Here is a 20,776-nt window from a genome sequence, read left to right on the forward strand (position 1 = left end):
ATTCGTATTTTTTGTGTCCGCACCTCCATTCATCATTTAAAAGCAAAAACCGCAGCTATGCGATTAACGCTTAGCCACGGTTCTTCCATGTATATGGTTACTATAGCAAACTTCCATTTCTTTTACAATAATTAATTACTAGCAGCTCCAACGAAAGTTCAGCTTTCAGCACCGAGAAGCTTGGATGAAGCTTAGGGGCTGAAGAGCGCAGCGTACGCAATTGGTACGTGAGCACTGGAAGACCCGGCTGAATTCAAGATTCGATGCCGTCTATGCTACAGCGAGTTCCTTCGTGATCAAAGCTGAACCATTTTGAACTTCCCTTCCAATACGGGTTCAAAAAGTTCAGCTTTCAGCACCGAGAAGCTGCAACGATACTAGAAGACGAGGAGCGCAGCGTACGTTTTGGGTACGTGAGCACCGGAGATTTCGGTAGCGTTTCATATTCGATGCCGACTATGCTACTACGAGTTACATCGTGATCAAAGTTGGACTTTTTGAACTTCCCATCTACATGTCGATTGAAACACCATGTGCCTTTATCGCCAGCCACAACCGATACTGCAGATGCTTGACAGCACGCAGCTGAATCGTTGCTCGATCTCCGGTAAGCTTCAGCTCAAAAACTTCTGTAGGCTTATTCTTTTCAGCTATTCCAACATAGACGAGTCCAACAGGCTTTCCTTCACTTGTACCAGGACCCGCTACGCCCGTAATCGATACGCCGAACGTCGAATCAAGCAGCTGACGAACGTTCTCGGCCATTAGCTGCGCAGTAGAGCTGCTAATGGCTCCTGGAGCCCCCTCACCAGATAGCTGCTCCATTGGGATGCCAAGCAATTTATGCTTCATCTCATTCGTGTACGTAACAACACCACCTACAAAGCAGGACGAGCCCGTAGGCACCTTCGTCATCAATTCAGCGAATAAGCCTCCACTGCAGCTTTCAGCGGATGCAAGCGTAAAGTGCTTGCTTTGCAGCATACGCACAATCTGTCGCTCGATCGGTACATCCTCCAGAGCATAGAGATGCTCACCAACAATTGACTTGATATGAGCAATCGTCTCATTAAGCTTCACATCCGCTTCCTCGCTGCTTAATGCCTTCGTTGATACACGGACGGTCACCTCTCCCTCCTTCGCATAAGGAGCGATTGTAGGGTCACTTTGTTGATCGATTAACGGTAGAAGCTTCGCTTCCAGATTGGATTCACCTATACCAGCGAATTTAAGCAGCTTCGAATATAGAGGTTTTTCTTGACCAAGCACCTCTCGCAGCCATGCAACGACAGGGCCGTTTAGCATCGTGTTCATTTCCTTAGGTGGCCCAGGCAGTAGTATATAGTAGGTGCCGTCCTCAACAAGCGCATTACCGACCGCTAGCCCCGCTTCATTCACAAGCGGTGTCGCACCTTCGATCATGTGCGCTTGACGAATATTACTCTGCACCATTTCTGCTCCGCGACCTTCGAATAAAGCTTTGATCTTACGCATGGCTGGCTCATCAATGGTAAGGGATCTCCCCAGATAACGGGCTAATATATCCTTCGTAAGATCATCCTGCGTTGGCCCAATACCACCCGTAAAGATGAGTAAATCCGCTCGCGTACGTGCGACCTTAATCGCCTGCTCGATGCGGTCTGCGTTATCACCTACGACCGTTTGAAAGTATACATCAATGCCTAGCTCTGCTAGCTTTAGCGACAGATCCCGTGCATTCGAATTAACAATTTGTCCTAGCAGCAGCTCCGTGCCGACAGCGATAATTTCTGCCTTCATGCCTACACCCCTTCATTTTCCAATTAAGTTTGTTTATATTCACCTATAAGTCATAAGTCAAATAATGCACGCTCTCGAGAATACGAGAGCGTGCATTATTTTATTCCACTGGAATTAACGATTTATTTTTTACAAAATAATCAATGCCCGAATATAGTGTAATCAGCGCAGCTGCCCAAGAACAGATGAGATCAAAAGGAAAATCAATAAGACCGAATGGGAAATTGTTGAGCAAAATTACAATAATCATCGTAATTTGAATCGCTGTTTTCCATTTACCCCATGCACTTGCAGCAACGACCTTTCCTTCTAGCAATGCGATTTGACGCAGGCCTGTTACGGCAAACTCTCGACATATAATGACGATGGCTACAAGAGCACTTAGCTTGTCCATCTCAACTAAAGCTATAAGCACTGAAGCAACAAGCAGCTTGTCTGCTAATGGATCAAGCAGCTTCCCTAAATTAGTAACGAGTTTGTTTTTTCTTGCTATGTAACCATCTAATCCGTCCGTGCTCGCAGCAATAATAAAAATTAAAACAGCAATAATCTGCGTGTATGAGATATCAATATCAGATACCGTTACCGAGCCTAGATCAAGCTTAACGAGCAGAAAAAATAAAATAACAGGCACCAAAAAAATTCTAGCTATCGTAATTTTGTTAGCTAAATTCAAAGCTTTCCCTCCATTACCGTTCATCCGCATCCAACATACCTGCTTTGAACACTCAGTATGTCAATATTATCTATCTAAAATTCACAAATTGCAAATCCAAATCGAGCTTAGCATTGCGCAGCATGTGCATAACTGCTTGTAAATCATCCTTGCTCTTACCCGTAACACGCAGCTGATCACCTTGAATTTGGCTTTTTACCTTTAACTTAGAATCTTTAATTAATGTATTGATCTTTTTCGAAATATCCTGCTCAATGCCTTGACGTATTTTTATTTTTTGACGAACGGTACCACCTGATGCTCCTTCAATTTTTCCATAATCAAGGTTTTTCGTTGGAACATTACGCTTTACCATTTTAGCTAGCAAAATATCGATAACCGCATTCAGCTTATAGTCATCATCACTAACGATTGTCAGCTCGTCCTTATCCAATGTTAGATTCGTTTTACTGCCCTTGAAGTCAAAGCGAGTTGATATTTCACGCTCCGCTTGAGTAACCGCATTGCTTAGCTCTTGTAGATCTACGTTAGAAACAATATCAAACGAATATTCGCTCATCAATGAATCTCCTTTCAAGCAAAACGACAGCTACTGTGCTGTCGTATCTGCCGCTTGTAATTGTAATAAAATACGCTTACTGCCCTTGTTGTTATCCCCGTCTTCTACAATAACATTATCAAGCTTTACTTCTAAATTTCCCGGACGTCCTAGAACAAGGTAGACATCACCCTTGACGGTAAAGGCTGCCTGCTCTCCATCCTTAATGTTGGCATAATACAGCTTTGTTCCATTCTTCCCATTTTCATAAACTTCCAACCAGCTCGCATCGCCGCTATTGGTAACAAGAAGTTCATAGCTATCCTTTGCAGGAGATACGACAAAAATATCGTCACGCCCTTTTGTCTCCTGAAAGGTAATGGCTACTGGCGGTGGAGTTGGTGTAGGTGTTGGCGTAGGCGTTGGAGACGCCCCCGTCTTCGTAGGTGTTGGTGTAGTGGTAATATCACTATTATCCGTAATTGGTGTGCTGTCCGGCTCGTTAGCTGGTTTCCCTTCCTTGCTATAAACGTTGTAATACCATATAACGATAATAACGAGCAATAAAAATAACCACATCAACAAGGAAAAGCCTATTTTTCCAAAGCGCTCTGACCTTGAAGAACGCATACGTTTGGGCTTCCTCGCAGGCAGTGTTTCTGCCACATGTACTTCAGGCTCAGGCACTTCATTCTGATAATGCTTCAGTACTTCCTCCGCATCAAGCCCTACACACTCTGCGTAATTTTTTATAAATGCTCTTATATAAAATTTGCCTGGTAAGACTTTAAAGTCCCCTTCTTCCAGCGCTTCTAAATAACGTTTTCTAATTTTAGTTTGTTCTTGTACATCATCTAACGATAGCCCTTTTTCTTGACGTGCTGTCTTCAGCAAAGCACCTAGTTCTGACACAATACAACCTCCTTCGTTCTAATATCGCTGTGTCTTAAAAATCTTCGGAATAGCTGGTAAATGTCTCATACGTAATTTCTTCATCTGGAGAGTTGCGTAGCTCTACAATAATATCGAAATGGCTGTAATCATAGTTGGACTCACGTATAAAAATATCCGGATGCTCAATCACTTTCGTGGAAGGCATCTCCATAATTTCTTGAATAAGTGCATAATGACGCTCGTTGGAACGAATTGTACTTACAATGCCGTCGATAATAAAAATATTGTTAGCATCCATTTCCTGATCGGATAGCTGTGAACGCACCGTCTGCCTTAGAAGAGTGGAGGAAACGAAGGTCCAACGCTTATTAGAGCATACACTGCCCGCAATAATAGATTCTGTCTTGCCGACTCGTGGCATCCCTCTAAGCCCTATCACATAATTACCTTCACGCTTAAAAACTTCACCTAGAAAATCTACAAGCAATCCTAGCTCGTTGCGAGTAAATCGGAAGGTTTTACGGTCATCCGAATCTCGCTCTATGTATCGTCCATGACGAACTGCCAATATATCAACAATGGTAGGAGTTCTTAATTTATTGACTGTAATATCATCGACCTTCGTAAGTAGCTTACCCAATAACTCGATTTTTTCATCATCATCCGTTTGCAGCAGTAAGCCCCTTGTATGATTGTCTACACCATTAATTGTAAGAATATTAACCTCCAGCATACCTAACAGAGAAGCAATATCCCCTAGTAGACCCGGTCTATTTTTATGTATTGTGTACTCCATGTACCATTGCTTCCGTTCCACTCCAGTCACCATCCTATATGTATGTAAAACTTTCTAACGTTATGTATTCTACAAAATTCAACACTTTCCTGCAATATCAGTAAATTCATCAGCGAAAAGCCCCCAATTGGAGGCTTTCGCAAAAAAATGATAAATCTAAATGTAAAACACCCGTATAATTATGCCTTTTCAGCTAGCTTTACCATCAGCTTTGCGATGGTATGACGATCAGTTTCGTCACCAGCATCCCATAGCTGCTTTAATACTGCTTGCTCATCGTTTTTTGGATCAACACGTTCATCAAGGAAGGAACCGATTTCGTATGCTAGGTTGGAAATCGTCTCTTCAGATAAGCCCATGTTTTTACCTTGTGCTACACGTTCCTTCAAAAACTTTTTCCATGTTTCAAATTGATCTAATACAGTAGACATTGCCTCTCGCCTCCATTAACTCAATTGTTGAATGACTCAACAGAAGTTATTGTGCGCAAGCAGACATAAGGCTATGCTAGTAATTAATTGCTACTTAAGGAAAATGTACTACGTTAGCCAACCACCATTTGGACTAATGACCTGACCGGTAATGTACGATGATTCAGGTAATGATAAAAAATATATAAGCGACGCGATCTCTTCTGTCGAACCAAAGCGACCGACTGGAATTTCCTGTGCAAGGGCTTCCTTTTCTAATGGATCGAACGTATTCATCATCTCGGTATCAACGACCCCAGGAGCAACCGCATTAACCGTTACACCTGAAGGGGCTAGCTCCTTCGCCAGTGCCTTTGTAAAGGCGTTCATGCCGCCCTTCGTTGTCGAATAAAGCACCTCACAAGCAGCACCTGTCATCCCCCAAACAGAAGAGACGTTAATAATTCTTCCGTATTTTTGTGTAATCATATGTGGCATAAACAGCTGCGTACACATGAACATCCCCTTCAAGTTGATGTTCATGACGGTATCCCATTGTTCTTCTGTTACATCAACTAACATTCCATAATGGGAAATTCCGCCATTATTAACGAGGATGTCTGGAGCGATACCAAGCGCATCAAGCTTTTCCTTCATTCTTAGCAGTTGCTCTCTAGAGCCTAAGTCTGCCGATATCGTAAGCACCTCGGCTCCAGCAGCAATGCATTCTCTGGCAGTCTCATTCGCTTGCTCATGTCCTTGCAAGTAGTGAATAACGATGCGATACCCTTCCTTAGCAAAACGCTTTGCTATTGCAGCACCTATGCCTCGGCTTCCCCCGGTTATCAACACCGTCATTTCACGTAACGGCTTTACCATTTAAGTAGATGGAGACTCTACAATGGACACTGCGAGCTGATTAAAGTCAAAATGCTCCTTCAATCGTGCATTCACATCGTCCAGTGTACTTTCTTCATAATATTTAAGCACATTAAACATATCACAGTTTCTAAAACGATAACGTGTAAATTCAGTTGCAATCGCCTCAGGGGAATTAAGCATTCGTAAATAGTTACCAATTTTTTTACGTTTTACACGTTCAAATCGTTCTGCGTCAATGCCTGTTTGCAGCGTTTCCGTAATGTAGGCTCGAATCGTTTCAACTAGCTTATCCGGATCAGGTGTATCTCCGCCGAGCACAGAAAATGCGTATTGCTCAGAGCAGTTATACTCAAAGCCGAACGAATCAAAAATAAGCTGCTGGTCGTATAAAGATTGATAAAACGGAGAGCTGCTGCCAAACATAATGTCCAGCATTAGCTTGGAGATTACCTCTTGACGTAGAAGCTCTTCACCTTGCTTATGCACGGCTTGTTCCTTAAAGCCAAGCATACATTTCGGCAACGATACATGCAGCTTTTTCTCAACGCGAGATTGCCGAATAGCGCCAGGCTCCTCTTCAAAGAATCGCTCAATGTTACCTAGCGGCACATAGGATTTGGCTGCTTGATTACGCTTAACGAGCTCGATAATATGTTCCGCATCGACACCTCCAACAACAAAAAGCAGCATGTTAGAAGGGTGATAAAACGTATTGTAGCAGCGATACAGCAAATCTTTATCAATTTTATAAATCGACTCTACCGTACCTGCAATATCAATTGATATCGGATGCTTCTGATACATCGCCTCGAATAACCCGTAGTATACACGCCAATCGGCATTATCATTGTACATATTAATTTCCTGTGCGATAATTCCTTTTTCCTTGTCGACATTCTGCTCTGTAAAATGAGGACGCTGTACGAAATCAATTAACGTCGTTAAATTATCGTCGATGTTTTCTGTAGCAGAGAACAAATACACAGTACGGTCAAATGAAGTGTATGCATTGGCGGCAGCACCCTGCTTGGAGAATTTAGCAAAAACATCTTGACCATCCGGCTCTTCAAACATTTTGTGCTCCAAAAAGTGAGCAATGCCATCTGGAACCTTGATCGGTGTCTCGTCACCAACCGCAAAGTGGTTGTCAATGGATCCATATTTCGTGGCAAAGGTTGCATATGTTTTCTGAAATCCTTGCTTAGGAAGCACAATAATCTCAAGTCCATTCTCAAGAACTTCACGATACAGCGTTTCCTCTACATGCGGATAACTAAGTGTCTCCATTCGTTACACCTCCTGACGGTCACGTAAGAAATATATAGTATCTAGAGCAACTTGGTTAGCAATTCTTTGCACATCGTCCTTGCTCACCTTACTAATTTGCTCAATAACCGATTCTACTGAACGATCTACATTCGCATATTGCTTATTAAAGTCAAAACCTGCAATATCATTAGCGTTGTCTAGAATTTCACGCATAGCGTTTGTGAGCATGGCCTTCGTTTGCTCCAGCTCCACATCAGAAATATGTCCAGCCTTCATATCATCAAGCTGCTTCTCAATGATGCCTAGTGCTTTTTCGTAATTCTCAAACTCAATGCCTGATTGAATCGTAACTATTCCTTTATGAGCATCATAGCGAGAAGAGCAATAGTAAGCTAAGCTTTCTTTTTCACGCACATTTACAAAGAGCTTCGAATGAGGATAGGTACCCAATATGCCATTATATACGAGCGCACATACGTAGTCTGGATCCGCATAGCCAACATTCATACGTAAACCAAGATTAAGCTTTCCTTGGCTAACCTCCATTCGATCGACAACTGTCTTGACGGAGCTCACTGAATGACTCGCTTCAGCAGGCTTATATTGAATTGGCTTTGCACTGGCAGGCATCTGAAAGTTTTGCTCGACAAGCTTCGTGACTTCCTCTAGCGTTGTATCACCAACGACATATAGATCAAATTGCGCCTCACTCAGCCAATCGCTGTAACGTTGAAATAGCGAATTTGCATCAATATGAGGCAGGTCTTCAAGCTTACCTGATGCATTCAACCGATACGGTTCATGCTCGCACATTTCCTGTATACAGCGCTCAGCCGCATAATGAATTTTATCGTTAATAATAGAGTCAAGCTGCTTTTTTAACGTGCCTTTCTCAGCATCAACATAGGCTTCACGAAAGCCGCCTTGTTCAATCAATGGATTGGTCAACACATCGCCCAAATACTGCAACGCACCGTTTAACAAAGAATGCTCGCTGTTAACAAAACGATCATTAATTACATCCATTCTAAGCTGAATGAATTGTGTATTTCCTCGCTTCACAATGTTAAAGCCAAAGCCCGCTCCATACATATTGTCGAGCTGCTCTCGTAGCTGAATCGTCTCAGGAAAGCGAGCCGTACCGCGGCGTAATACATATGGGATTAGTGCGGTCGAGGTAACTGTTTGCTCCTCGAGAGGGGTTCCAGCAAATAACGTAATCGCATAGGTTTTAAAGCGATTGGTTGGAAGCACATGAATCGTAATATTTTTTACCTTTCCAACTTGGAATTCCATTGATCTAGCCCCTTTCCTCTTACCTGTTTATTTATTCTAACGCATTATAAATGGAAGAAGCAACCATTAGACAACCTCCCAATGATTGCTTCCCCTATTTATTGATTTACTTACAAAATATATGTTTACCTATCGTTAATACTTGCTGTCTAGTCCAGATCCATGCGCTAGTTGCTGTATCAGGATTAAAGTAATAAATACAGCCATACGTTGGATCCATCCCATTAATCGCATCACGAACCGCACGCTTTGCTGTTTCATTAGGTGTTAAGTAAATTTGTCCATCATCAACTGCAGTGAACGCTCGTGGCTGGAATATAACTCCGTATACGGTGTTTGGGAAATCTGGATGCTTCACTCGATTTAATATGACAGCAGCTACAGCAACCTGTCCTTCATACGGCTCTCCGCGTGCCTCGCCATAAACTGCATTAGCCATGAGCTGAATATCATTTTCTGTAAAACCAAGCAAATTCGACTGTGCTGCCGAGCTTTTATTGTTAGCATTACCGCTTGGTTTATTGGTGCCAGGACTAGATTCAGCTGTTAATGCAGGATACCAATTTTTAGTTGCATTAACGAGCTTATTTTTCGTAGCTTGACCAACTACTCCATCAGAGGTTAAGCCGAATTCCCACTGAAACCATGTTACAGCATTTTTCGTCTTGGAGCCGAATTGAGAATCAATTTCTCCATTGTAATACCCTAAGTATTTTAATCTGCCCTGCAGCTCAGATACATCCTCACCATACGATCCAACCTTAAGAATGGCAGAGCTAAAGGTTGGAAGTGTCTTGGGCTGATCGGATACTCGAGAGTATATCATGAGACTCGTTAATAGCATTGCAACGATGCCGAACACCATAATCTTGCGAAATTTCATATTCAATACGCCTTTCTCTTGATGCATTTTCATAGTCAGTAGCTGACATGCACATAGTATGAGAAAAGGGCATTAATAATATACTTCATTCTTGTAATTTATGTTTTATTTGGCTTCCCATTGTTCCTGAGTCACTAGAACCGTCCTAGGTTTACTACCTTCATATGGGCCGACTATCCCTTTAGCTTCTAGCTGATCAATAAGTCTTGCGGCGCGAGTATAGCCAATTCTCATTCGACGCTGCAATAGGGAAACCGATGCTTGATTTCCTTCGATAACTATCCGAGCTGCATCGTCAAACAGCTCATCCATATCATCGTCTACCGAGTCATCTGACTCTTCATCTAATTCCGGAACGAGCTCCTCGTTATACTTCACTTCACCTTGTCCACGTACGAAGCTAACGAGCGCCTCAACCTCTTCATCAGATAGGAATGCCCCTTGAACACGAATAGGCTTATTCATTCCCATTGGCAAGAACAACATATCTCCGCGTCCTAACAGCTTCTCTGCTCCTGCAGAATCGAGAATCGTACGAGAATCGACCTGAGAGGATACACCGAAGGCTATTCGGGACGGAATATTGGCTTTAATGACACCTGTGATTACATCCACTGAAGGACGCTGCGTCGCAATAATTAGATGAATGCCCGCCGCACGTGCCATCTGTGCTAGTCTAGCGATAGAATCCTCTACCTCATTGGATGCGACCATCATTAGATCGGCAAGCTCATCCACAATAACTACGATATAAGGCAGCACTGCGTTAGGATTATCCTTCATTAATTGATTGTAGCCTTCAATGTTACGAGTACCAGATTTAGAAAATAGCTCATACCGCTTTTCCATCTCAACAACAATCTTTTTAAGTGCCAACGATGCTCGCTTCGGATTGGTGACAACCGGCGCGAGTAAGTGCGGTATACCATTATATACATTCAGCTCTACCATTTTAGGGTCAATCATTAAAAACTTCACTTCATCCGGCTTTGCCTTGTACAAAATACTCGCAATAATACCGTTAATACAAACGGACTTACCCGAACCAGTTGCTCCTGCAACTAGTAAATGCGGCATTTTAGCAAGATTACCTACAATCGTTTGTCCAGATATATCTCGGCCAAATGCAATGGATAGCTTTGATTGAGCGTTCACAAAGACTGGAGTCTCCATTACTTCGCGCATCGTAACGACTGAAATCTCGCCATTCGGTACTTCTATACCAATCGCAGATTTACCAGGTATTGGCGCTTCCATCCGTACATCCTTCGCAGCTAGTGCTAATGCGATATCGTCGGTAAGTCCGACAATTCGGCTAACTTTTACCCCCGTTGCAGGCTGCACCTCATAACGCGTTACAGCAGGGCCTCTAGCAACATCTAACACCTTGGCACGAACACCAAAGCTTTCAAGTGTTGCTTCGAGCTTTCTTCTCGCGTCATACATCTCATGGCCATCTGTCGTCTTGCCCGCTGACTTGGGCATACTTAACAATGAGAAAGGTGGCATCTCATATGGAATTGGTGTCGGATGAAGAGGTGCATGAAACACCTTAGACGAATCAGAGACATCCGCCTCCGTAATGAGTGCATCGGATGTTACAGCTTGTCCCTCTGGGTATTGATAGGCTTCTTCATCGTTAATCTCAGCTACCTGGGTCGCTTCTGCTTGCTGCTCCTCAATTAATGTATCTGCGAATTGCGCCACGGCCGCAGCATCACTTGGTACCGTCGTAGCATGTTTATCTTCTACAAATTCTGTTGGAATAGTGTTATTGTCTTCTTCATGACTGTATGGTTCATCCTGAAGTTCGTTGCTTATGTAATCATTATCGTTATCTTGATTCACAGGAATATTAGTATATGACGTTTGAGCTCTTTGCTGGTCTGCATCATACTCTTCCTTAGATGAAGGAGCATAGCCCTCTAGAATCTGAGCATGAGCATCATTCGCCTCTTCTGTTGCTCCATTATGCTGATCATTATGATGCAACTCCCAATCATCCTGCGGCTCGCTTTGCTCCGTATTCATATGAAAGAACCAAGATTTCCGTTTCGGTTTAGGCAGCTCCACTACAAAGGTTTCATCATCCTCATCGTCATTATCAATGACTTGTTCCTTATATTTGGCTAATGCTTTCTTCCTTGAACGAAGCAGGCTCAGCTTAGCCGAGAGAAGCTTATAGAGTCGTACAGATTTCGTGCGAACGAACCGCAGCATCTCGACATAAGATTTCCCAGAAATAAGCATGAAAGCGATAAGGTATTGAACAATATTGAGTATTAATGCTCCATAATAGCCAAACAGCATAAACAATAGTGAATACTGAACTGCTCCGACATAGCCTCCACTAATGGATAAGCTGCGGATAGATTGCTCGGTTTGAGGTTCTGATGAAAATAACTGGGTGCGCAGCTCCAAATCTAATGTTTGGAAAATTAATTTCCCCGTAATCCCCGTTTCATCTAATCCCATATATCTCGCATTAATGTGCGAGATTGAGCTGCTTAACGTTAACGCAAGCACTGCAAGCACAAGCCCTGTTTTACGCGATGACCAGCCTTTCGGCCAAGCTCGCTTTATCATGACAGCTAGTCCGACAATAATCCCGACGATAGCTAAAACAAAATAGAATTTCCCTAAAATTACACCAAACAATCTGGAGAGCGCTCTTCCAACAGCAGCTTCACCAGCGAGGGCGATCATGGAAATCGTAATAATTAGAATGCCGTAAACTTCATATTTTAATTGCGCTCCTATAGAACGCTTCTTTTTTCGTCTCTTTGCCAATATGCTCCCCCCTTTTTCCATTATATCACATGGATTGGGGAGGGGCTATCATCACAAATACTCTAATATTACTTATACGATGCTAGTACCACGCCTGAAATAATAAAAAGCTAACTACACATGATGATGTGTAAGTTAGCTTTTAGTTAACACCATTAATAATTTACTCTTGATGGAACGGGATAAGAGAACCAGGGGCATAACGAGTATCTAAGTAACAATCCAGTGGAGGATTAATTAGCCTAACTACTAATGCTTTACCTGTTTTTAGCGGCTTAACCTCCATTAGCATTCCTTCGTACACATAATTGACAACCTCATTCTCTGTTGCCTGCTCCCCGTATATAAATTCAACGGGCACAATGGTGTGCAGCATTAATGTACTTCTCCTTTCGACATCGCGATTAGCTGCTTTAATTCCAGCATTGCTTCACCAATTCCTCCAACTCGATCAATTAAGCCATGCTGAACAGCTTCACTTCCGATAATTGTTGTACCGATATCTCTCGTCAACTCTCCAGTTTTAAGCATTAACGTTCTAAAGGTTTCTTCGGAGATATTAGAGTGAGCAACGACAAATCTTGTTACTCTTTCTTGCATTTTTTCCAAGTATTCAAAAGATTGCGGGACGCCTATAACTAGCCCATTCATTCGAATCGGATGAATCGTCATTGTAGCTGTTTCGGCAATGAAAGACACGTTGCCAGACACGGCGATCGGCACACCAATTGAGTGTCCGCCACCTAAAACTAGCGTTACCGATGGCTTTGACATCGATGAAATCATCTCAGCAATAGCAAGGCCTGCCTCCACATCCCCTCCTACTGTGTTAAGAATAATGAGCATGCCCTCAACCTTACTATTTTGCTCTGCGGCAACAAGCTGTGGAATAATATGCTCATACTTCGTTGTTTTGTTTTGTGGAGGAAGTATCATATGACCTTCAATTTGTCCAATGATGGTTATACAATGAATATTACTTTCCTGCGGTTGTGGCAGTGCAGCAGTTCCTAACTGCTGGATCGCATTCATTGCTATTGCTTGGTCTTGATTCTGGTTTTGATTAGGATTTTGATTAGGGTTATTAGGCATAGGATTAGGCTGTGGATTTTCACTTGGGCTATTATTTTCCTGAATATCCTGCTCTTGCTTTAATTGAGGTGACATGTAGCACTACTCTCCCTTACTAATATCAATTTATGTCGTTAGTATGGGTACTTATTCTGTTTTTATCCTACATCACCTGAAATCCAATTAATGAAACAAAAAACTAGCCATCCAGCTCTGTTAAGAGCGGATGGCTAGTTTTAGGTGAATGGAAAGCAATCTTATACTTCCATAATTATTGGCAAAATCATAGGGCGACGACGTGTTTGCTCATATAGGAAACGTCCTAGAGAGTCTTTTACGTTCGTTTTTAGTGAAGCCCATTCGTTCACTTTATCACTCATTAATTTATTTAATGTAGAAGTTACGATACGATTTGCTTCATCAAGCAGACCTTCTGATTCACGAACATACACGAATCCACGTGAAATAATGTCTGGACCTGACAATATCGTGCCGTCTTCTTTGCTTAGAGTTACAACTACGACTAAGATTCCATCCTGCGAAAGCAGCTTGCGATCTCTTAATACAATGTTTCCTACGTCTCCAACCCCAAGGCCATCGATTAACACACGACCTGCTGGTACTTTTGGTCCTCTTGCAGCTTGACCATTTTGAAACTCGACAGTGTCTCCGTTGTCAAGAACGAATACATTTTCCGGCTCAATTCCAACTTCTTCGGCTAAATCGGCATGGATGCGAAGCATACGATATTCGCCGTGTATTGGAATAAAATATTTTGGTTTAACAAGATTTAACATCAGCTTTAGTTCTTCTTGGCTACCGTGACCTGATACATGGACGCCAGATACTGATCCAGAACCATAAATTACATTAGCTCCGAGACGGTACAACTCATCTACCGTTCTACCTACATAACGTTCATTACCAGGGATAGGTGTCGCGGCAATGATCACCGTATCTCCAGGTAAAATATCGACTTTACGGTGCGTAGAACGTGCCATGCGCGTTAATGCACTCATCGGTTCGCCTTGGCTGCCTGTGCACAATATAACGACTCTGTCAGCAGCTAAACGATTTACTTCCTCAGGCTCAATAAGCATACCTTCTGGAATGTTCAAGTATCCTAGCTCATTCGCAATCGTAACAACGTTAACCATGCTACGACCTACGACTGCAATTTTGCGGCGAGTTGCAATCGCAGCGTTAATCACTTGCTGAATACGATGCACATTAGATGCAAACGTAGCAACGACGACACGCTGAGTAGCTGTACGGAAGATTTCCTCTAATCGGTTACCTACATTTTTTTCTGATGGAGTATATCCTGGACGTTCTGCATTTGTTGAGTCAGATAGAAGTGCTAACACTCCTTTTTTTCCAATCTCTGCAATACGTTGTAAATCCGCATATTGCTCATTAACAGGAGAATGATCGAACTTGAAATCACCTGTATGAACAATTGTACCTTCTGGTGTGTCCAAGCAAACGCCTACAGAATCGGGTATGCTGTGATTTGTTTTGAAAAAGCTCGCTTTAATTGATCCAAGCTGCAATTCACTATCAGCACTAATTAAAATCCGCTTTGTATCTCCTAGAATTCCTGCTTCCTTAAGCTTAACATCAATAAGTCCCAAAGTTAGCTTGGTTGCATATACAGGAACCTTTAGGCTTTTTAGTACATATGGAAGTCCACCGATATGATCTTCATGACCATGTGTAACGATAATTCCACGTACTTTATCATGATTCTCTATAAGATAGGCTACATCTGGAATGACAATATCAATCCCTAGCATGTCCTCCTCTGGGAACTTAAGGCCTGCATCTACAACGACAATATCATCATTGTATTGAACAACATACATGTTCTTACCGATCTCACCGACCCCGCCCAAAGCGAAGACCAATAATTTATCTTGGCTATTCTTTTTTGACAAGTGAATCTAAACCTCCTACAGTCATTTTTCCGTTGATTATTCACAATCTATTACTAAAAAACGTCAGATGCCGCTCTGACGGAATTTACAAAATTAAATATTTACTTGCCGCACCCATTCACTTAACTCCATTATACATGATTAAAAAGTAATTACACAAGTCGAGATACAAAATATGCCTGTGAAATGATGGAACAGTTCGTAATCATCCTAGTCTTACGCACCAAATGCTAACATAAAGCTTGTTGTTGATTGTAGTATTCCCCCACTTTTCAACCATAATGCAATGGAAAAAGGCTGCATGCCAAGTTGACATGCAGCCTTCTCAAAAGCATTTATTTCTACTGTAATTGATCTTTAATCGGCTTGAGTGAAGCAACAAAACTTGCTTCATCCGGCGTAATTGGCGCCAGTGGCAAGCGAACGGAGCCTACCGGTAAACCTACAAGCGAAAGCGCGTGCTTAACCGGCACAGGATTAGGTGTAGGATGCGGACAGTGGAATAACCCCTTAAATACTGGTGATAGCTCCTGATGTAGCTTAGCAGCCTTTACAACGTCTCCTGAGACATAGCTATTAATCATATCCTTCATTTCTTTACCAACAATGTGAGAGGCCACACTTACGATGCCATATGCTCCAACCGCCATTGCAGGCAGCGCAGCACTATCATCGCCAGAGTAAATACGGAAGCCTTCTGGTGCGCCTGCTGCAATTGCTGTAAGCTGCTCCAAATTAGCGCAGTCCTTCGTTGCAACGACGTTTGGCAGCTCTGCTAGACGAAGTGTAGTTTGAGCAGAAATATTGACACCCGTTCTACCTTCAACGTTGTAAAGCATGACTGGTAGCTTTGTGCTCTCAGCAATGGATTTAAAATGAAGGTACAACCCTTCCTGAGATGGCTTATTGTAATACGGTGCAACGAGCAATAAACCATCGACGCCACACTGCTCTGCCTCCCGTGATAATTCAATGGAAGCACGAGTATTATTACTGCCAGTACCAGCAATAATCTTCACTCTGCCGTTAGCCTGCTTCACAGCAAATGAGAACAGCTCTAATTTTTCTTCATGTGTTAAGGTTGGTGATTCACCGGTCGTGCCAGCTACGACAATACTGTCACTTTGTTGATCCACAATTAAACGCTCCAATAGCTTTTCCGTTGTCGACCAATCAATATTACCTTCGCTATCGAAAGGCGTTACCATTGCGGTAATCAATCTTCCGAACTCCATCCGAATTCCTCCTACCATTTGCCATATATCAGACATCATATTCATTCATTGTATAGTGTTTAACGATTAAGATCAAACGTTGAATGCAGTGCTGTTAATGCTTTAGACATGTACTCCTCTTTTACAAGAACCCAGATCGCAGCATTGGAATCTGCAGATTGCAGAATTGGAATATTTTCTTTTGTTAATGCCGCGACAATACGAGCCATGACACCGGGTTGACCATTCATCCCACCGCCAATAATCGAGATTTTAGCACACTCATCATTAAGCAGAACATGAAAGCCACGTTCCTGCAGCAGTGTATAAGCGATTCTATTCTGTTCTGCTTGCACAGTAAATATCGAATGTGAAGCTGATACATTGATAAAATCAACACTAATCTGATGATTAGCTAGCGTCTCAAATATTAGCTGAGGGTCATGTTTACGCTCATCGGTTCCCGATACGTAAAGCTGAGTAATACCTTTGGCATACGCGATACCGGTCACGTGCCGGTCCAGCACAGCGTGTTCATTATGCTCCCAAGCTGCATCCTGCACTAATGTGCCTTCCTCATTCGAAAACGTTGACCGAATACGAACAGGTATGCGTGCCTGCTGAGCGATCTCAACCGCGCGTGGGTGAACGACCTTTGCTCCTTCTCTCGCCATATGGCAAATTTCAGCGTAGCTCACTTGTGCAATCGGTTTTGCATCGCTTACTAGCTTGGGATCAGCCGTTAAAATTCCATTCACATCGGTATATATATCAACGATCTCAGCCTTAAGAGCTGCGCCAAGCGCTGTCGCAGATGTATCGCTTCCCCCTCTGCCAAGCGTTGTAACAGCCCCGTGCTTCGTCATTCCTTGAAAGCCTGTGACGACAACAACATGACCAGCCTCCAAAGCCTTTAATATCCGCTCTGGTTTTATAGCTATGATCTTAGCTGATCCATACTCCTCATCAGTCTCAATGCCGGCCTCTCCACCAGAGAGCACCAATGCAGGAATTCCTTCCGCACGTATCTGTGCCCCAATTAACGTCGCGCTAATTAGTTCACCGCAGCTTAACAGCATATCCCGCTCTTTCAGATCAATGGCGTGCCCATAGGGCTGCAATTGATCAAGCAGTGTATCGGTAGCGTATGGATCACCTCTTCTACCGATCGCAGATACAACGACGACAACGGCATAGCCGTTGTCACGTTCGCGCTTTATATGTTGGATTACATGTTCCTTAGCTTGACTAGTCGATAAAGACGTACCGCCAAATTTTTGAACAATGATTCGCATAACTTACTTCGCCTCCAAGGTACACAGCCTAAGTTGACGAAGTGAAGGCCATTAGCCTTTTGCAATATATTCTGCGATTTGTACTGCATTCCATGCAGCGCCTTTTAGTAGGTTGTCAGACACAATCCACATGTTCAAGCCTTTTTCACTCGTAATATCACGACGAATGCGGCCTACGAAAACATCTGGCTTGCCAGCTGAATCGGTAGCTAAAGGATATTGCTGATTAGCAGGATCATCCACAAGCGTAACGCCTGGCGCAGCTGCTAGCAATTCCTTCACTTCTTCAACGTCGAATTGCTCATCAAATTCAACATATACGGATTCTGAATGTCCGTAAATAACAGGGATTCGAACACAAGTAGCAGATACTTCAATCGAATCGTCACCCATAATTTTTTTTGTTTCGTTTGTCATTTTCATTTCTTCAAAGGTATAGCCGTTTTCTGTAAACTTATCAATTTGCGGAATCGCATTAAATGCAATTTGATGCTTTACAGGTAGTCCCCCAACTGGCAATACATCTGGTGTAAATGGTTTTTCGTCAAGTACAGCACGTGTTTGGTCAAGTGTTTCTTGAATCGCACGAGCACCTGCTCCAGAAACGGCTTGATACGTCGAAACGATAACACGTTTAATACGGTAACGATCATGCAGCGGTTTAAGTGCTACGACCATTTGGATCGTAGAGCAGTTCGGATTGGCAATAATACCATTATGCTCTTTAATTTTATCAGCGTTAACCTCTGGAACAACAAGCGGAGCATTTGGATCCATACGGAATGCACTCGTATTATCGATACAAACAACACCACGCTTTGCTGCCTCAGGCGCTAATGCCTTACTTACGTCACCACCAGCACTAAATAGTGCAATTTCTACTCCATTAAAGCTATCTGGTGTTGCTTCCTCAATGACATGCTCCTGCCCTCTAAACGTAAGAGTTTTACCAGCTGAACGTGCTGAAGATAAAAATTTGATCTCATTTATAGGGAAGTTTCTCGTCTCCAACAGCTTAATAATTTGTTCCCCTACTGCTCCCGTTGATCCGACAACTGCTACATTGTATAATTTTTGATTTGACATATGATGCTTCTCCCCTCTATTACTTATATATTAATGGCGCTCGACTAAAAGTGGCTGCAGCTGCTTACCTTGCAAGGCCGCTTCACATGCTTCCATAATCAAGTCCATTCTAGCAACTAAAGAATTCGGTTTATTGATAGGATCATCTTGACCGAACGGTACAAAATAAATATTTTTCGCAACAATGAGCTTGGCAATATTCGCTAGATTTAAGCCTAATCCATCATTAGTCGAAATCGCAATAACGATTGGCCTACCATTGCGCATTTGGGATTTAGCAGCCATTAGCACGGCGCTATCCGTGATTGCATTTGCAAGTCTACTTGTTGTATTACCAGTACAAGGAGCGATCGTAAGGACATCAATTTTTTTCGATGGTCCAAGCGGCTCTGCTTGCACGATAGTAGAGACAATCTCATTACCTGTAATTCTATTAAGCTCATTACGCCATTTTTCGGCCGTGCCAAAACGAGTATCCGTCGTAATCAACGTATTGGACACAATCGGAATGACATTCGCTCCTGCATCAACAAATCGTTGGATTTGCGGCATTACCTCTTCAAATGTGCAATGTGAGCCTGACAGCGCATAACCAACTGTTTTTCCGTTCCAATCCATCATAATTCCCTCCGCTTCATTTGATCCAATAGTAATTGGCTTAAGCAATCGGCGAGAATTAGACCTGCTGTCTTCGGAGCTACAATGCCAGGCAGTCCTGGCGCAAGCAACGCTTTTATCTCTTTTGACTCAGCATAGGAAAAATCTGTTCCCCCTGGCTTTGTCGCAAGATCGATAATAACCGCGCTTTTTTGTAGTTTGTCGATTATTTGTGCTGTGATAATCATAGTCGGAATTGTATTAAAAAGCAAGTCAATATTCACCACATATTGCTCAAGATCCTTTGTGTAGAAAGGCTGAAAGCCCATTTCATAAGCACGTGCAAAGTGCTGGCTTCGATTTACACCAACCCACACGTTCGAACCTAATGCCTGCAAACCTCTCGCCATAGAAATTCCCGTTCGGCCGAACCCCAGAACCATCGAGTGAGATCGGTGAATGGTGATATCGGTATGCTGAATGGCCATCATAAGCGCGCCTTCCACCGTCGGTATCGAATTAAAGATTGCAATATCATCACGCTCGAACAACTCTACTAGCTGTAACTGGTGACGCGCACAGAGCTCCTTCAAATAAGGTTTAGCCATGCCTGCATAAATGACGCAAGTTTTAGGTAAGGCAGCAAGCAGTTCATCTGTTAGCTGTATCGTTTCGCTGCTGAAAACGGTATGCACATATCCATCGTCATCGCAACCGACAGCTGGCAGCAAAAGTGCATCAAGCTTAGCAAAAGCCTGTTTATTCAGCTCAATTGAAATTGCTTTTTCAGGCAATTCCTTCTTCTGTTCAAAACCACAGATGCTGACTGTTGCATTGTTTTCACAAAGCTTATTAATGATTTCAAGCTGCCTTGCATCTCCGCCAAGCAGAAGTACATTTACGCCCGTTAACATGGGGCACACTCCTTTCTGGCTCAAAAATATATGCTATACTATGCGGTTGCACAAAAATAGGTGTATAACTAGAGCTGAAACTTTTATAGGTTGTTCGCTATCGAGGTCGCTGTAGAGCAGCTATCGAAGGTCGCTATTGGGAGCCGCTACGGAGCAAAGCGTTCTTTCACTCGCGTTTAAAGCCTGATTCTTCTCGCAGTTTAATAAGGTTGAATCAGGCCTTAAAGGCGAGCCACTTCGTTTTACAGAATCGCTTTACTCCTCCGCTCACGTTGAGCGTTATGTAAAACGTTTATGAAGGCTGCTTCAGTTGTCTTCGGGATAGGTTCACACAGAAGCACATTCAAAAAAAATGCACAACTCAAAAAGCATAATACCTAAAGTAATCCAACGTATAGTACACTCATCAGAGCTCGGCAAATAAATAGCTTTTTCTAAAAAATTGTTAT

General features: G+C 42.8%; 19 protein-coding genes. All 19 read right to left on the bottom strand.

Features of this window, described 5'->3' with window-relative positions:
* Nucleotides 1–510: 510 nt before the first annotated feature.
* On the bottom strand, nt 511–1,779 hold the full coding sequence (locus NSQ99_RS11395) for a competence/damage-inducible protein A (protein ID WP_251665414.1): 1,269 nt from the start codon (nt 1,777–1,779) through the stop codon (nt 511–513).
* A gap of 100 nt (nt 1,780–1,879) precedes the next feature.
* Complete coding sequence (pgsA, locus tag NSQ99_RS11400; RefSeq protein ID WP_251665415.1) at nt 1,880–2,455, bottom strand: CDP-diacylglycerol--glycerol-3-phosphate 3-phosphatidyltransferase; 576 nt, start codon at nt 2,453–2,455, stop codon at nt 1,880–1,882.
* Between the two features lie 70 nt (nt 2,456–2,525).
* Entirely contained in the window at nt 2,526–3,017 is a 492-nt protein-coding gene (locus NSQ99_RS11405) for a YajQ family cyclic di-GMP-binding protein (RefSeq protein WP_340836690.1), read from the bottom strand.
* A 27-nt stretch (nt 3,018–3,044) separates the two neighbouring features.
* Nucleotides 3,045–3,905 carry a helix-turn-helix domain-containing protein gene (locus NSQ99_RS11410; RefSeq protein ID WP_340836692.1) on the bottom strand — a complete coding sequence of 287 codons (861 nt, stop codon included), beginning with the start codon at nt 3,903–3,905 and terminating at the stop codon, nt 3,045–3,047.
* Between the two features lie 34 nt (nt 3,906–3,939).
* The gene (locus tag NSQ99_RS11415) at nt 3,940–4,704 is read right to left on the bottom strand and encodes a DUF3388 domain-containing protein (protein WP_251665418.1); all 765 of its coding nucleotides are present in this window, start codon (nt 4,702–4,704) and stop codon (nt 3,940–3,942) included.
* A gap of 158 nt (nt 4,705–4,862) precedes the next feature.
* Nucleotides 4,863–5,114: a DUF3243 domain-containing protein gene (locus NSQ99_RS11420; protein WP_251665419.1), complete on the bottom strand. Its 252-nt coding sequence runs from the start codon at nt 5,112–5,114 to the stop codon at nt 4,863–4,865.
* Between the two features lie 108 nt (nt 5,115–5,222).
* Nucleotides 5,223–5,972, bottom strand: a complete 750-nt coding sequence (gene ymfI, locus NSQ99_RS11425; RefSeq protein WP_251665420.1) for an elongation factor P 5-aminopentanone reductase — start codon at nt 5,970–5,972, stop codon at nt 5,223–5,225.
* Nucleotides 5,973–7,262, bottom strand: coding sequence for an EF-P 5-aminopentanol modification-associated protein YfmH (gene yfmH / locus NSQ99_RS11430; protein ID WP_251665421.1), 1,290 nt, complete (start codon nt 7,260–7,262; stop codon nt 5,973–5,975).
* Nucleotides 7,263–7,265: 3 nt separating this feature from the next.
* Complete coding sequence (gene yfmF / locus NSQ99_RS11435) at nt 7,266–8,540, bottom strand: EF-P 5-aminopentanol modification-associated protein YfmF (RefSeq protein WP_251665422.1); 1,275 nt, start codon at nt 8,538–8,540, stop codon at nt 7,266–7,268.
* A 106-nt stretch (nt 8,541–8,646) separates the two neighbouring features.
* Nucleotides 8,647–9,384, bottom strand: coding sequence for a spore cortex-lytic enzyme (gene sleB, locus NSQ99_RS11440; protein ID WP_445670548.1), 738 nt, complete (start codon nt 9,382–9,384; stop codon nt 8,647–8,649).
* 144 nt (nt 9,385–9,528) lie between these two features.
* Nucleotides 9,529–12,213: a DNA translocase FtsK gene (locus tag NSQ99_RS11445; protein ID WP_340836696.1), complete on the bottom strand. Its 2,685-nt coding sequence runs from the start codon at nt 12,211–12,213 to the stop codon at nt 9,529–9,531.
* A 163-nt stretch (nt 12,214–12,376) separates the two neighbouring features.
* On the bottom strand, nt 12,377–12,589 hold the full coding sequence (locus NSQ99_RS11450; protein ID WP_251665425.1) for a YlzJ-like family protein: 213 nt from the start codon (nt 12,587–12,589) through the stop codon (nt 12,377–12,379).
* On the bottom strand, nt 12,589–13,380 hold the full coding sequence (locus NSQ99_RS11455) for a ClpP family protease (protein ID WP_445670506.1): 792 nt from the start codon (nt 13,378–13,380) through the stop codon (nt 12,589–12,591). Before NSQ99_RS11455 ends, NSQ99_RS11450 begins: the two co-directional genes overlap by 1 nt.
* 161 nt (nt 13,381–13,541) lie before the next feature.
* On the bottom strand, nt 13,542–15,221 hold the full coding sequence (locus NSQ99_RS11460; protein WP_251665426.1) for a ribonuclease J: 1,680 nt from the start codon (nt 15,219–15,221) through the stop codon (nt 13,542–13,544).
* A gap of 341 nt (nt 15,222–15,562) precedes the next feature.
* On the bottom strand, nt 15,563–16,456 hold the full coding sequence (gene dapA / locus NSQ99_RS11465) for a 4-hydroxy-tetrahydrodipicolinate synthase (RefSeq protein ID WP_340836699.1): 894 nt from the start codon (nt 16,454–16,456) through the stop codon (nt 15,563–15,565).
* Between the two features lie 59 nt (nt 16,457–16,515).
* Nucleotides 16,516–17,730, bottom strand: coding sequence for an aspartate kinase (dapG, locus tag NSQ99_RS11470; RefSeq protein WP_340836701.1), 1,215 nt, complete (start codon nt 17,728–17,730; stop codon nt 16,516–16,518).
* 51 nt (nt 17,731–17,781) lie between these two features.
* Nucleotides 17,782–18,816 (bottom strand): aspartate-semialdehyde dehydrogenase, encoded by a 1,035-nt coding sequence (locus NSQ99_RS11475; RefSeq protein WP_251665429.1) that lies wholly within the window; start codon nt 18,814–18,816, stop codon nt 17,782–17,784.
* Between the two features lie 30 nt (nt 18,817–18,846).
* Complete coding sequence (locus tag NSQ99_RS11480; RefSeq protein ID WP_340838782.1) at nt 18,847–19,434, bottom strand: dipicolinate synthase subunit B; 588 nt, start codon at nt 19,432–19,434, stop codon at nt 18,847–18,849.
* Complete coding sequence (gene dpsA / locus NSQ99_RS11485; protein ID WP_340836702.1) at nt 19,434–20,327, bottom strand: dipicolinate synthase subunit DpsA; 894 nt, start codon at nt 20,325–20,327, stop codon at nt 19,434–19,436. The genes NSQ99_RS11480 and dpsA overlap by 1 nt, the downstream gene beginning before the upstream one ends.
* Nucleotides 20,328–20,776 lie beyond the last annotated feature (449 nt).

The sequence above is a fragment of the Paenibacillus sp. FSL W7-1287 genome, assembly GCF_038004245.1.
GTDB lineage: Bacteria > Bacillota > Bacilli > Paenibacillales > Paenibacillaceae > Pristimantibacillus > Pristimantibacillus camelliae.